The following is a 13,893-nucleotide window of genomic DNA, read 5'->3' as shown; positions in this document are numbered from 1 at the left end:
GACAAATGAGGGCCAGAACTTGATAGCGTCCAGTTAATATACAGTTTCCATAAGTTCTACATATTATTATCAGTAGCAGGCATGATAAAATCAGGCTTCAAAAAATCCGTATATTTATTAATCGAGGCTGTGAAAGTAACGAAGTCATCAAGCTTCCCCAACATCCCAGCATTAGGCTATAAAAAATGTTTTTTTCTAATCTTAAATCTCTCCAAATTGACCAAAATGAACAAGCCCTAAGCTCTCATGCTTGGTTGAAAATAATTTTTGGGTTACTGCTAGTGTTAGCGTTGACCTTGACGGGTACTGCGCAGGCGGCAGATGAGTCGGCGTTAACAAATGGCGGCTCACAAGCCAGTGAGGAGGAAGTAATTGACCCATTTGGTCGTCAAACACCGCGTAGTACGGTGCAAGGATTTATTAAGGCATTGGCTGAGAATAACTCTTCTTTAGCGACAAACTACCTAAGTCTGAATGCCGGAGAGAACTCTGTTGAGTCTGTGCGTCAGCTTAAGTTAGCGCTTGATGCTGGAGGACGACTGGATGCAGAGCTACAAATTGACAATACCCCTTCAGGTAACTTAGCGGACCAACTGCCATCAAACCTTGAGAAAGTAGGGAGGATTACAGCGCCTGATCAAGTAATTGATATTTTGTTAGTAAGAAAAGTAGGCGAGCAAGGAGGGCAATACTGGCAAGTATCCAGCGAAACACTGCAGGCTATTAGAAACTCCAATATAGTCGCTAAACCCTCTCTTATTGATAAATACACCCTAAAGCCTCTGCAAGATAAAATGATTGGTGGTTACAATCTGGCAGATATTTTTGCAGTATTTTTATTAGCCTTAATATGTGTCGCTACCTCTTATGTATTTTTTGCAGTACTTTATTTCATCTTTAAAGCTTACTACCCTAAGGTACGTAATAAGCCTTTGCCCATAGACATTAAGTTTGTTTTGCCATTGGCTTTGGTAATGACCTCACTAATCTTATATGAGGTTATGGTCTATGCTGGGGTTTCGGTAACCGTAAGGGAGCCTGTCAACCGTATTAAAGATATCGTAGGTTGGTTTGCTTCAACTTGGCTGTTGTTAAGAGTGGTTGATGCTATATTCAGCCGTGCAGAGCGCCAGAGCTATAAGAAAAATCAGACCGAGCGGGTATCAATATTGAGCCTGCTGCATAAAATTATTAAAACGTTGCTACTTATTTTGGCATCGATTTTTATCTTCGGAAACCTAGGGTTTGATCTAACCACAGGTATTGCGGCACTGGGGGTCGGTGGTTTGGCATTGGCTTTAGGTGCGCAAAAGATGATTGAAAACTTAGTGGGTAGTGTGGTTGTGGTTGCAGACCAGCCCGTACGAGTTGGAGATTATTGTAAATTTGGGGAATTAGAAGGCACAGTCGTTGATATTGGTATTCGCTCAACGAGACTGCGTACCCTAAATAGAACCATCGTCACTGTACCCAATGGCGAGTTCTCCTCAATGTCCATTGAAAACTTCGCTTCGCGGGACATGTTTCACTTTTTACACAATATATATATTAAACGTAATGTCGATGCGACAACTTTAGAGAACTTCTTAAAAGAGATGGAAGAGTTCTTGGTGAATCATGAGCTTACCAACTCAGAGTGGACTCAAGTTAGAATTGCGGAGCTACGCCAAGACAGTATGGTAATTGAATTCCGTGCTTATATTTACGCCTCAGGTGCTGACGAGTTCTATGATAAGCAAACTCAGCTATTAATTGAGATTTTAAAAGAGATTGAGAAATATCCAATCGAGCATGCCTTAGCCACTCAAAGAATGATTGTAGAATCTCCTGATCAAGACAATGCTGCCTCACTCTTTCAAGTAGAGGATGAGGACTGATTGTCTTGCGTTGTTTCAAGTTTTAAGTTAACTGCATAAAAGCAAAAGCTATTAGATTCACTAGTGACTTTTGCTTTTAAATAAGATTAAGTTCTAAGTTTTATACCGCAGTTATTAGCTGATAATTATTGATTTAAAGCTATTAGCTATCAGTCTTATTTTTCTTTAATAAAACCAAAACTGCACCATTACCCCCATCTTTTGGAGGAGTGGAAACGAAGCCTAATACCTCAGGAAGCTGACGTAACCAGCCATTAACACAGGTCTTAAGCACAGCATCTGAACCTTTACCATGCACAATTTTCACCACAGTTTCATTGTTGCTACGTGCCTGAGTGATTAAAGTAGTGACCGCTTCACGAGCTTCATCAATAGTTGCACCGTGGATATCAACCGCATCGTACCAACGCAGTTTGCCTTGTTTAAGCTGATTGAAAACTTTGTTTTGTAAGGTAGGGGTCTTATACATTAGATAAGACTCACCGCTTACAGGATTTAATAGAGCCTGCATGTCTGACAAACCAGCGCCTAATTGCTCTGTTTCAGTACCTTGTGCGGCAGCACGTTTCGAAAGAGTGGCTGCGTCTAGTTTGGTAGCTTTAGGTTTGGACACATCAGACAAGGTATTGTTGTCTTTAATAGGTTGAACCCCTGCCATGGCTTGTAGGAATAACACTTTGTCATCATCTACATGCTCACTACCTAACTGTTTTACCGTCTTTTCAACTTGTTTTTTGGTTGGCAGAGTAACGGGATCGGTTGGCTTTTCATTTTCAGGGTCGCTTGGTGAGGTGGCACGACCTTTACTTAATTCACTTTTTAGCTCTTTAAGTTGATCTTGCATTTCTTTAGAAAATAGAGAATTTGACATAAATAATTACCGCTTAAATTTAATGAGTTTTGTAGGAATTACAGTGAGTCTAGCAAAGAGGCCAAGGTTTCACCGGGATTATCTGTTTTCATAAACTGTTCCCCAATTAGAAAGCTGCTAATCTGATTGCTTAACATAAGCTGCATATCCTCGCTGCTATGGATACCACTTTCCGTTACTAAAAGCTGAGGGCGAGTAGACTGGTTATCAACATAGGCTTTCAATCTAATCGAAGTTTGCAGATCGGTAGTAAAGGTATTTAAGTCGCGATTGTTAATTCCATAGATATTATGCTCAGAGTCAGGCAACTGTAAAGCGCGCTCAAGCTCCTGCTGAGTATGAACTTCGATCAACACATCCGTGCCTAAATCACACGCCACTTTATGGAGCTCATGCAGCTTTTCATCTTCCAAACAAGCCACAATTAACAAAATACAGTCTGCACCAAGTAAGTAAGACTGATAGATCTGATAGCTATCTATCATAAAGTCTTTACGTAATACTGGTAACTTACAAGCCGCTTTGGCCTGCTGCAAATAGTCATTGTGACCTTGGAAGTATTGTTCATCAGTTAATACAGACAGACAAGCCGCACCAGCTTGCTCATACTGCTGAGCGATTAGGGCAGGGTTGAAGTTTTTTGAAATAATGCCCTTTGATGGAGAGGCTTTTTTTACCTCAGCAATAATCCCTGGTATGCCAGCTTCTTGTTTGGCCAATAATGCTTTGGCAAAGCCGCGACGAGGTGCATCGCCTTGTTGCATTAAGGCTTCTGCTTCACGTTTAATACTGTCAAAATCTTTTTTAGCTTTGGCAGCAGCCACTTCTGAGTGCTTGGTGACAACGATTTTTTTTAGGATTGAAGGAATGGCATCTTGGGTCATAATTTGCTCGTATAGTACACTTAAAATTAGTATGGGTTTGATAGCTTAGAAAGTTTGAGTATAGGCTGCCAATTCTTTCATTTTTTGTAAGGCTTTACCGCTACGGATAATGTTTTGTGCCTGATTAACTCCATTAGGGAAGTTGCTGGCAAGACCGGCGACATAAATAGCAGCCCCAGCATTTAGAGCAATCATATCACGCGCTTTTTCTACTTTATTTTGGTTAATGTCAAAGTCATTGCTGTCCTCGCCAGACAGTGCTGCCTGAATCAATTGTAAGCTTTGCTCTGAAGAACTGACATCTAAGCCCACTAAAGTCTGTGAGTCAATACCTGCATCCTCTGGGAAGATATCATAAACCGTTACCTCGCCATCTTTTAACTCAGCCACTTTAGTACTGGTCGCCAAGCTGATTTCATCTAGGCGGTCTTTTGAGCCGACCACCATCACATGCTCAGCGCCTAAGTTTTTAAATACATGGGCCAAAGGCTCACACATATTATCGGTAAATACCCCAACCACTAAATTTTTCACACCAGCTGGGTTGGTTAATGGGCCTAGAATATTGAAGATAGTACGCACTTTTAGTGCTCGGCGCACTGGAATGGCATGCTTCATCGCAGTATGGTGATTGGGTGCAAATAAAAAACCGATGCCTTGCTCTTCAATGCACTCACAGGTCTGCTCTGGAGAAATATTAAGGTTTACCCCTGCTTGTTCAAGTAGGTCTGAGCTACCAGATTTAGAAGAGACACCCCGGTTACCGTGCTTAGCGACTGTTGCTCCGGCTGCGGCTGCCACAAAAGCTGAGGCAGTAGAGACGTTAAATAAGTTACTGCCATCACCACCTGTACCCACAATATCAACCAGATTACGACAGTTTTTAGGCTCGATAGTATGAGCGAAATCTAACATTACACTGGCTGAGGCAGTAATCTCATCAATCGACTCACTCTTCATGTTTAGGCCTGTTAAAAGAGCTCCCATTATAGCGTCAGGACAACGTCCGTCCATAATAATAGTCATGATTTGACGCATTTCCTGCTGAGTTAAATCGATTCTTCGCAAGATACGAGCTAAGGCAGTGGTTAAAATGTCATGAATTTGATCATCAGATAAGTGAGCTGTGGTTAACGGAGTATTTGGCATAATTTTTAATACGACTTAAGTTAATGGAAAGGTTTAATTATTAAAATTATTGGTTTTTTTATTATACACACTAAGACTAAAGTTGTTAGTGGCTTAATAGATGATGTTGCTTTAAAAAGTTTTCAAATAATTTCAGCCCCGCGTGACTTAATATGGATTCGGGATGGAATTGAACCCCTTCAATAGGGAGCTGCTTATGACGGATACCCATAATTTCATCGGCTGCATTTTTATCATAGGCAAAGTTAGAGGCTTCTTTATTTGAACCACTCGATGTCCAAGCACTAATTAACAGGGTATCGGGCAAAGATTTCTTATCGATAATTAAAGAATGATAGCGGGTAAATTCTGTGGGATTATCTAAACCTTCAAAAACGCCTTGTCGGTCGTGAAAGACTTGGGAAGTGCGACCGTGCATGATTTGCGGTGCTCTAATAATATCAGCACCAAAACATTGAGCAATGGCCTGATGACCTAGACAGACACCGAATAGGGGTAGCTTGCCGGCAAAATGTTCGATGCATTGTAGCGTAATCCCTGCTTCATCGGGAGTTCCCGGACCTGGACCGAGGACAATGGCTGCTGGATTAAGCCTCTCAACATCAGCCAAGCTTACTTTATCACTTTCAGCGACCCTAACCTCTGCGCCAAGTTGTTGCAAATATTGCACTATATTATAGGTAAAGCTATCGTAGTTATCTAAAAGCAAAATCATAAAGGATTGTCACAACAGTTAAGGTTGAAGTAATAAAATACTAAAATGATAAAGATAGATTATACCTATCCCAAGTCAGATACGGAACCGAAGCTACTATAGCTAGTAATAAGTGAGAGTTAGCAATAAGTGAGTCTTAGAAATAACTTTTACTAAAATGCCCCAAAATAAACAGCAGTATGGCTATATATGCACAAAAATAGTGCGATAATATAAAGATTATTGCACTATTTTTGATATTATTGGTCATATAAAAACCCGCTTAGCCTTATAAATGACCTAAAAATGTATCATTTTTAAGTTATCAGTCTAATAGTCATCAATAAATGCTAATATTTCAAAAAGAATTATTTTAAGTTGGCACAGAAGTTGCAACAATTAATATATCAAAGTAGTAATAGGTTACTTAAAGTTAAACTGAGCTTTTCTGACTTGGATTTAAATTGTCATTAGAATTTTAAATTACTGTTACCTAAACTGTTTTTTGATAAAATGAGAATGCTATGCCAGCTTTTGAACCTAATAAGCCTAAGTGCCGCATAATAAATTCAAATTGAGTTTAGCTTAAATTACCCCACAAAAAAGTTCGTTGTGAACAATTAATGGAGAGACATATAATGTCAAACAAACTATTCGATCTAATCAAAGAGTCTAACGCCAAATGGGTAGACTTTCGTTTTACTGATACGATCGGTAAAGAGCAGCACATCAGCTACCCGGCATCTAGCATTGACGAAGATGTTCTTGAGGACGGTAAAATGTTTGATGGCTCATCTGTTGCTGGCTGGAAAGGCATCGAAGCCTCTGACATGATTTTACGCCCAGATCCAGAAACAGCGTTTATCGATCCATTCTTTGATTCACCAACGGTTGTGGTAACTTGTGATGTTATCGAACCAACGACCATGCAGGGTTATGATCGTGATCCACGTTCAATTGCTCGCCGTGCTGAAGAATACTTAAAATCAACGGGTATTGGTGATACGGCTTTTTTCGGTCCAGAACCAGAATTCTTTGTATTTGATGACGTTAAATGGTCAGTGGATATGTCAGGTGCCCGTCACCGCATCACTGCTGAAGAGGCTGCTTGGTCAACAGACAATGATTATGAGTGGGGCAACATGGCTCACCGTCCCCGTGTGAAGGGTGGTTACTTCCCAGTACCTCCAGTAGATAGCGCACAAGATCTACGTTCTGTAATGTGTCAGCGCTTAGAAGACATCATGGGCCCAGACCGTGTAGAAGTTCATCACCACGAAGTAGCGTCATGTCAGTCTGAGATTGGTGTGTCATTCAACACTATGGTTCGTAAAGCAGACGAAGTACAGCAGTTCAAATATGTGGTACATAACGTTGCCCATCAGTTTGGTAAAACCGCTACCTTCATGCCAAAACCAATCGTAGGTGATAACGGTTCTGGTATGCACGTGCATATGTCAATCTTTAAAGATGGCACAAACACCTTTGCCGGTGATGAGTATGCCGGTCTTTCTGAAACTGCTCTATACTTTATTGGTGGTATTATCAAACACGCTCGTGCATTGAACGCGATTGTTAATCCATCGACTAACAGCTATAAGCGTTTGGTACCTCATTACGAAGCACCAATTATGCTAGCTTACTCAGCGCGTAATCGTTCAGCGTCTATCCGTATTCCATATGTGAGCTCGCCAAAAGGAATTCGTGTTGAAGCTCGCTTCCCTGATCCAACCGCTAACCCATACCTAGCATTTGCTGCATTGTTAATGGCAGGCCTTGACGGTATCCAAAACAAAATGCACCCAGGCGAAGCGGCAGATAAGAACTTATACGACCTACCTCCAGAAGAAGAAGGTTCTATCCCAACCGTTGCTGAGAACTTAGAAGTGGCTCTACAAGCGCTAAAAGATGACCATGACTTCTTATTAAAAGGTGATGTGTTTACTAAAGATATGCTAGATGCCTTTATCGGTATTAAAACAGAAGAAGTACGTCGTCTAAATACTACTGTGCATCCAGTAGAGTTTGATATGTACTACAGCCTATAATCCTTAAAGGCTAGTTTTACAGAAATAAAAAACCCCAGCTTTAGAGTTGGGGTTTTTCTGTGAGAGTTATTTACTATTATCTTTAAACTTAGGGCAATACAGCTATTGTATAAAACTACAGCTATTTCATAAATGGGATAAGTTCAATAGTCCCGCTTGCTGTCACACCCAATCTAGTGTTTCCGCCTTCAAATTCTTGGACAGGAACACTGCTTTTTGCAGCTGCATCACGCATCATCATCATGGGACGCGGTTGATAGCCTCCACTTGAGTTAATAGAAACATTAACAACTTGATAGCCGCTCATGCCCCAAACCTCAGCCAATGATTGGGCCTGCTCTTTAAATTGTAGGGAAGCTTTCTTAATAAGCTCTTTTTCTAATTGCTTTTGTTTTTTCTCAGAGACACCAAATTGAATGTTTTGCACCACTAAGTTTTCTTGTAACTTGGCCACAAGCTCGCTGGTTTTAGCAAAGTCATTGCTTTTTAAGTCCACACTAACGGTGCCTGTCCAGCCCACAATCTTGCCGTTATCATCATATTTAGGATAAGTATGCTGCTGCCCTGTAGTGGCTGTCACTGTGGGGTAACCCTTGGCAGTGCTCAATGCTTGATTCATTGCCGTATTAAGCTCTGTAGCAAGTTTTTTCGGGGTGGTGGCTTGTGCTTGCTTATATAAAGTTGCGGTAACCTGATCGTTTTCAACTTCTTGGTTGGATTCTACATTAAAGCTGATTTGATTATAGCCTGTAGGTTCAGCATTCGCGGCTTGAGCGAATAAGGCAGCACCGCCTAATAGGGAGAGCATGCCGGCTTTAGATAGAGATTTAGAAAATGATTTTGACATTATTGTATTCCTTATAAATTATTGTTGTTAGAACTTTAGTAGTCATAAGCTGCTCTGTGTAATCTTGAGAAAATATAATCAAAGAACAGCCAATTGAGCAAATAATATCAGGTTACATATTTACTGTAAGTCGAGACCCTGTGAATATTGTTACACAAATATGCTTTTTCTTTCAGCATTATCGGCCATTTTTGTTACTTACGCATGTAAATAGAGCAAAAGTAGATAGAGCACAGTAAATATTCGAAGATACTTGAAAACATTGAAACTTTAGGTATAATACGTGCTTGGTGGCTCCATTGGTAGCCTCGCAACTTTGTACTATGAACCCCGCCAGGACCGGAAGGTAGCAACGGTAGTAGATACATAGTGTGCCGAGGATGTGCTAGTGGGGTCATCATTTTTTTGCCTAAAATTTATAACAATATCGAAATCGCATTGCTATTAGTATGAAATAAGGGTCTGTCACAGTAAAGTGTCAGGCCTTTTTTTATGGGTGTTAGAAAATAATACTAGTTTAAAGAATAAACCCTCAGGAGACTAAGTTAGATAGAGTAACGAGGAGAGTCTACTGTTTGTAACCGTGAGTGTTTACAATAGAACAAATATCAAAGGATAGATATTAAAAATTGAATAAATAAAAACAGAGGTGATTATGAAAGCTGAAATTATAGCTATTGGTACAGAAATATTGCTTGGTCAGATTGTAAATACCAATGCTCAGTATATGGCTGAAGAATTGGCTGACCTAGGAATAGACGTTTATTTTCAGAGCGTCGTCGGGGACAATCGGGACCGAATTAAACAGGCCTTACAAATTGCCAGTGAGCGTTCCGATTTAGTGGTGTGTTGTGGCGGTTTAGGGCCAACAGCAGATGATTTAACCAAAGATGTTATTGCTGACTTTACCCAATCAAAACTAGTTATTGAAAAACAGGCTGAAGAAAAGATACTAGAGCTGTTTAAAGGCGGTAGCGACACTCTAATCACCTCCAATAAAAGACAGGCCAATACCATTGAGGGCAGTCATCTTCTCAAAAATGAAGTGGGCTTGGCAGTGGGCTTTGTGCATAAATATCAAGATACTTATTATGCCGTGCTACCAGGCCCCCCTAGAGAGATGAAAGTCATGTTTGAACAAGAGTTCAAGCCTTTGATCGATGGTCTATTGGGTGAACGAGAGAAGCTTTACTCTAAGTATTTAAAGTTTGGCAATATTGGCGAGTCTGCGGTAGAGGACACTCTCAAAGAGCTTATTATTAAGCAAGATAATGTCTCGATTGCGCCTTATGCGGGCATTGGAGAGATTACGATTCGATTGTCAGTGAAGGCAAATAGCCCTGAGCAAGCAGAGACTTATTTTGAAAAAGTCGCCAAACAGATACGTGATCTTTTAGGTGACCATTTATACAGCGAAGAAAACGAGTCATTAGAGCAAGCTTTAGCCCAGCATAAGATAGCGGGCTTTGGGGTGTATGAAGTAAATACCAATGCTTATTTAAGCCATAGAGTTCTCAGTAGTGATGCCCCTAATGAAAATCTAGTAATTAGTACCACTAAAGTTGAGAAGCACAGCATTACTGAAGCGTTGGCTGAAAGTCAATTTACAGATTTTATTGAGAATAATAATTTGAAAAATGCAATTGGTCTTTTTCATTGCCAAATCTCTCAGGCATCAGTCACCCCCTCAGGTCGACCAAAAAAGAGATTCTTTATTGCACTATGTGTGAATAACCAAGTGTCAATTATTGAAAGAACTTTCATTGGAGATATGCAAGCAGTACAAATCCGCGCTGCTAAGACTGCATTATTCTTATTGTTAAAAGTGCTATAAACCTTAGTAGGTTAGGGATTTTGTAGTGGCTCTGAACGACTAGGTAAAGCCATCAGGTTTATTGAATAAACTTGATGGCTATTTCCATGCTGAGCTAGTTAGGATTTATTGATTTCGAATATGACTTTCGATTAACGACTTGTTATAGCCATGAATGGTTGAGCCATTAAACTGTAATAAGGGCACAGCTTGGCCACCTAACATTTTAAACTGCTCATAGCCTTCAGCGGACCTTTCTATGTCGTATTCGCAATAATTTACATTATGTTTGGTTAATAATTGTTTGGTCTGCTTGCAGTAGCCACACCAAATGGCACTATAAAGCACAATATCGTTTTGCTCAGAAGCATTACAGGCTAAGGCTTCAGGGACGGACTGAACTCTACTAGCGTTAATCATATAAAAGCTTGCCATTAGCACGGTAGCGGTTAGCACTAGAGTAAACAATGTGATGGGTTTCATACGTCACCTGGTCTTTAAAATATGTGCAAGTGAGTATAGATAGGATAGAGCTAGAAGTCTAATTAGTCTGGAAATGCTTTGTTGGTATCTTTCGATATGACTTATTTCAATACCAACAAATATACCAACATTTATAACTTAGATGAGAGTTTGCTGACTACTTTGAGTTTTTGAAACAGGCATAAAAAAAGCCACTTAACTATAAGTGGCTTTTTTTAATAAAATATTTGGTGGAGATGGCGGGAGTTGAACCCGCGTCCGCCAGCACTACGCTCATGAATCTACATGTTTAGGGTCTGTCTTTGGTTTTAGCCCGCACCGAACCGACAGTCAGGTTGGATAGGGCGATCCTTTAAGTTTGAACCTAAGTGACTAAGGCAGCCACTTAAGCGAACCCATATGCGTGCGCTTCAACTCATCTAACCCACTATGGGTAAAGGGCAGAGGAGTAAGCAGGGTTTAAGCTGCTAGAGCGTAAGTTTCGTCGTTTGCGACTATAACAATATATGTTTGATTTACGAGAGGACATATACTCTCGACATGCATCATTGAGTTTCATCACCAGCGTCGAAGCCAGAACATCCCCAATGGAACGAAACATTATATAGCTAAATACGAATTAGCACAAGATTATCTTGGCAAATCTTACATAAGATAACATATTGATAAATTTAACTAATTAATAATGTTTAACATTAAAAAAGTCAGCCGAAGCTGACTTTTTCTTTAACAACTAAACTGTAGTAGGGCAGTTATTATTCTGCGTCTTCTTCAGCTTCTTGTTGTTGTTTTGCAGCTTCTACATCACCATCTTCAGAAAGAATAGTAACTAGGATGCTAGCAAAGATGTCATGGTGAAGCTGGATATCAACGTTGTATTCACCCACTTGACGTAAAGTACCTTCAGGTAGCTTAACTTCAGCGCGGTCAACTTCAAGGCCAGACTTGGTTAAAGCATCAGCGATATCGCGAGTACCGATAGAACCGAATAGCTTACCATCTTCACCAGACTTAGCGCGCATGATAACGTTAACATCAGTTAACGCGTCAGCACGTTTCTGTGCAGCGGCTAATTCTTCAGCTTCGATAGCTTCAAGTTCAGCACGACGAGCTTCAAATTTCTCAACGTTAGCTGGAGTAGCTGGTAAAGCTTTACCTTGAGGGATTAAGTAGTTACGACCGTAACCTGATTTTACATCGACAGTTTCGCCAAGTTTACCAAGGTTGACGATACGCTGTAATAAAATAACTTGCATGAGTCACTCCTAAGTTGGCTTACTGATGGTTGTCAGTGTATGGAAGCAATGCTAAGTAACGAGCTTGTTTGATAGCAGTTGCTAATTGACGCTGATATTTGTTAGACGTACCAGTGATACGACTAGGAACAATTTTACCATTGTCACTGATGTATTGTTTTAATAGCTCTACATCTTTATAGTCGATGTGAGTGATACCTTCAGCGGTAAAACGGCAAAATTTGCGACGGCGATAAAAACGTGCCATGGATACTCTCCTTAAATGAGCTTAAATTATTCGTCAGAATCGTCGTTAGACTCATCATCCTGATCGTTGTCAAAGTTTTCGCTACGTGGAGCTTTACGTGCACGCTTCTCATCAGCGCTTTTCGCTAATTGTGAAGGCTCAGTAATAGCGTCGTCACGACGAACAACTAGGCTACGGATGATAGCGTCGTTATAACGGAACAGCTCTTCAAGCTCTGCTAGAGTTTCGCCATTACACTCAATGTTGAATAAAACATAGTGTGCTTTATGGATTTTGTTAATTGGGTAAGCCAATTGACGACGGCCCCAGTCTTCAAGACGATGAACCATACCATTGTTATCTTGAACCAATTTGATATATCGCTCAACCATACCGACTACTTGGTCGCTTTGGTCAGGGTGTACGATAAGCACCACTTCGTAATGTCTCATTTAGGACTCCTTACGGATTAGTAGCCATTGACCCCATGTCAACAGCAAGGAGATTTATAGCAGATACGATGTAATTATTAGATTGTATCTACATCGAAATAAATTGGTGTTGCTGTTTATAAGCTAACAATAAATTTACTAATGCTATAAAGCGCCGAATTATAACAGTTAATGCTTTTTTTAACAAGCTTTGTATCAAATGATTTCAATTCTCAAGAACTGATTGAGACTCGCCCAAAAAATGTTTACAGTAACCTGCTGACAACATCTTTAATATTTTATCTTGAATATGGGATTGTTATTCCGATACAAGTCTCAAATAACAATAAATAGAAGATATTGCTTTCATGATTAACAACTTTAATCCGCCTTTGATTTTTATAGCTTTGATTTCTATAGTAAGGTGACCCTCAGCTGAGGCTGCACACGATAAAAAGTGTTATCAAACAGGTAAATAGGTTATGAAACGTAAAGCCATTGTAATAGGCGCAACAGGGCTAGTGGGTAAAAAACTAATTAGCCAACTTAACATTATGTATGACAGTCTGATTATTATCGCAAGAAAACCCCCAAAGCACATGTCAGCTCAGATGCAGTTTTATCAACTAGGAGATTTCAATAACCTAGAAGAAACTCTAGCTAATATATCGATTGGCCCAGATACAGATGCTTTTAGTTGTTTGGGTACCACAAAAAAACAAGCAGGAAGCGATGAAGCCTTTAAACAGATTGATTATGACTACAACCTAAATTTCGCTAAAGCTTGCTATCAAAAAGGGGTCCAAAGATTTTTTATCTTGTCAGCCTTGGGTGCAGATACTAAAAGTCGCTTCTTTTATAATCGAGTTAAAGGCAATCTTGAGAAGTCTTTGGCGGAGATTGGCTTTAACGAGCTGGTTATCTTCCAGCCGTCGTTATTACTGGGTAAGCACAAAGGTCGGCTATTAGAAAATACCGCACAGAGTGCTTATAAGCTGATCTCACCTTTGGTCCCTAAAACCATGCGTGCACGGCCTATTGAGGCTGAGCGTGTGGCTGCAGCGATGGCGATGACGGCACAAAATATATATGAGCGTCATAGGGCTTCAGGGATAGAGAATATTAGAAATAAAGTGACGGTCATTGACAATAAACAAATGCTTGCGATGACTCAGCTAAAGTCTTAAGCTAATTAGACGCTTTTTTTATCACCAGTCGCCGTAAAACCACCCACTTCAGGGGGTGGATATAAGGCGACACACACTGTCGTAAGAAGCCGTTAAAGGGTTGTAAGCTAAAATTAATCTTGCCATA

At 40.2% G+C, this 13,893-nt stretch carries 13 protein-coding genes and 2 other RNA genes; 5 read left to right on the top strand and 10 right to left on the bottom strand.

Annotated features, from left to right (window positions below):
• Positions 1-185 precede the first annotated feature (185 nt).
• Complete coding sequence (locus A1019T_RS12440; RefSeq protein WP_077452013.1) at positions 186-1,877, top strand: mechanosensitive ion channel family protein; 1,692 nt, start codon at positions 186-188, stop codon at positions 1,875-1,877.
• A gap of 142 nt (positions 1,878-2,019) precedes the next feature.
• Here the strand turns inward: A1019T_RS12440 and A1019T_RS12435 are convergent, their stop codons facing one another.
• The 4 genes from A1019T_RS12435 to A1019T_RS12420 form a co-directional block, all read right to left on the bottom strand.
• A complete protein-coding gene (locus A1019T_RS12435) occupies positions 2,020-2,748 on the bottom strand; it encodes a Smr/MutS family protein (RefSeq protein WP_077452011.1) in 729 nt (242 codons plus the stop codon).
• A 38-nt stretch (positions 2,749-2,786) separates the two neighbouring features.
• Positions 2,787-3,632: an indole-3-glycerol phosphate synthase TrpC gene (gene trpC / locus A1019T_RS12430; protein ID WP_077452009.1), complete on the bottom strand. Its 846-nt coding sequence runs from the start codon at positions 3,630-3,632 to the stop codon at positions 2,787-2,789.
• A gap of 45 nt (positions 3,633-3,677) precedes the next feature.
• A complete protein-coding gene (gene trpD / locus A1019T_RS12425; RefSeq protein ID WP_077452007.1) occupies positions 3,678-4,781 on the bottom strand; it encodes an anthranilate phosphoribosyltransferase in 1,104 nt (367 codons plus the stop codon).
• An 85-nt stretch (positions 4,782-4,866) separates the two neighbouring features.
• Complete coding sequence (locus tag A1019T_RS12420) at positions 4,867-5,496, bottom strand: anthranilate synthase component II (RefSeq protein ID WP_077452005.1); 630 nt, start codon at positions 5,494-5,496, stop codon at positions 4,867-4,869.
• A gap of 617 nt (positions 5,497-6,113) precedes the next feature.
• Between A1019T_RS12420 and glnA the strand changes: the two genes are divergently transcribed.
• A complete protein-coding gene (gene glnA / locus A1019T_RS12415; protein WP_077452003.1) occupies positions 6,114-7,523 on the top strand; it encodes a type I glutamate--ammonia ligase in 1,410 nt (469 codons plus the stop codon).
• A 121-nt stretch (positions 7,524-7,644) separates the two neighbouring features.
• Here the strand turns inward: glnA and A1019T_RS12410 are convergent, their stop codons facing one another.
• Entirely contained in the window at positions 7,645-8,370 is a 726-nt protein-coding gene (locus A1019T_RS12410; RefSeq protein ID WP_077452001.1) for an SIMPL domain-containing protein, read from the bottom strand.
• A gap of 297 nt (positions 8,371-8,667) precedes the next feature.
• Here A1019T_RS12410 and ffs point away from each other — a divergent pair.
• Both ffs and A1019T_RS12400 read left to right on the top strand, forming a co-directional pair.
• Positions 8,668-8,764: signal recognition particle sRNA small type (ffs, locus tag A1019T_RS12405), an RNA gene on the top strand.
• Positions 8,765-9,025: 261 nt separating this feature from the next.
• Positions 9,026-10,204, top strand: a complete 1,179-nt coding sequence (locus tag A1019T_RS12400) for a CinA family nicotinamide mononucleotide deamidase-related protein (RefSeq protein WP_077451999.1) — start codon at positions 9,026-9,028, stop codon at positions 10,202-10,204.
• Between the two features lie 105 nt (positions 10,205-10,309).
• On the opposite strand, the gene A1019T_RS12395 is transcribed toward A1019T_RS12400, so the two are convergent.
• The 5 genes from A1019T_RS12395 to rpsF form a co-directional block, all read right to left on the bottom strand.
• The gene (locus A1019T_RS12395) at positions 10,310-10,666 is read right to left on the bottom strand and encodes a glutaredoxin family protein (protein ID WP_077451997.1); all 357 of its coding nucleotides are present in this window, start codon (positions 10,664-10,666) and stop codon (positions 10,310-10,312) included.
• Between the two features lie 228 nt (positions 10,667-10,894).
• Positions 10,895-11,252: a transfer-messenger RNA gene (gene ssrA, locus A1019T_RS12390) on the bottom strand.
• 169 nt (positions 11,253-11,421) lie between these two features.
• Entirely contained in the window at positions 11,422-11,922 is a 501-nt protein-coding gene (gene rplI, locus A1019T_RS12385) for a 50S ribosomal protein L9 (protein WP_077451995.1), read from the bottom strand.
• A 19-nt stretch (positions 11,923-11,941) separates the two neighbouring features.
• Positions 11,942-12,169, bottom strand: coding sequence for a 30S ribosomal protein S18 (gene rpsR, locus A1019T_RS12380; protein ID WP_007395263.1), 228 nt, complete (start codon positions 12,167-12,169; stop codon positions 11,942-11,944).
• A gap of 26 nt (positions 12,170-12,195) precedes the next feature.
• Entirely contained in the window at positions 12,196-12,600 is a 405-nt protein-coding gene (gene rpsF, locus A1019T_RS12375) for a 30S ribosomal protein S6 (RefSeq protein WP_077451993.1), read from the bottom strand.
• Between the two features lie 461 nt (positions 12,601-13,061).
• Between rpsF and A1019T_RS12370 the strand changes: the two genes are divergently transcribed.
• Positions 13,062-13,766, top strand: coding sequence for an NAD(P)H-binding protein (locus A1019T_RS12370; protein WP_077451991.1), 705 nt, complete (start codon positions 13,062-13,064; stop codon positions 13,764-13,766).
• Positions 13,767-13,893 lie beyond the last annotated feature (127 nt).

Origin of the sequence: Psychrobacter piechaudii, from assembly GCF_900162825.1 — a bacterium.
Classification (GTDB): Bacteria; Pseudomonadota; Gammaproteobacteria; order Pseudomonadales; family Moraxellaceae; genus Psychrobacter; species Psychrobacter piechaudii.
The sequence above is the reverse complement of the archived record's forward strand: the minus strand, read 5'-3'. Positions and strand labels throughout refer to the sequence as shown.